At 60.9% G+C, this 284-nt stretch carries 1 pseudogene; it reads right to left on the bottom strand.

Annotated features, from left to right (window positions below):
* Positions 1–284, bottom strand: a pseudogene (locus ACT3TP_RS18805) (IS5/IS1182 family transposase); the annotation flags it as partial.

The following is a 284-nucleotide window of genomic DNA, read 5'->3' as shown; positions in this document are numbered from 1 at the left end:
CGTTCGGTGCAGATCGCTAGCTTTTTGAACCCGCGGTTGTGCCACGAGTTGGTTCGTTCCACGACCCAGCGGACTCCGGCTTGCAAGGGTTCGCCCTTGGTGCTGATTTCCCAGTCGCATCCTAGCTCGGTGAGCAAGCCTCGGGTTTGCCGGCTGTCGTAGCCGGCATCCAGATGAACCTTGATCTGCTCTGGGAGCAGGTATCCAAATCGGGAAAGGCGTTCGAGGGTCGGGCGCAGCAACGGTGAATCGTGCCGGTTCGCTCCAGCGATCACGCAGCCGAC

The sequence above is a fragment of the Glutamicibacter sp. AOP38-B1-38 genome, assembly GCF_052377485.1.
Taxonomy (GTDB): domain Bacteria; phylum Actinomycetota; class Actinomycetes; order Actinomycetales; family Micrococcaceae; genus Glutamicibacter.
Note: the sequence above shows the minus strand (reverse complement) of the source record. Positions and strands in the feature narration are given on the sequence as shown.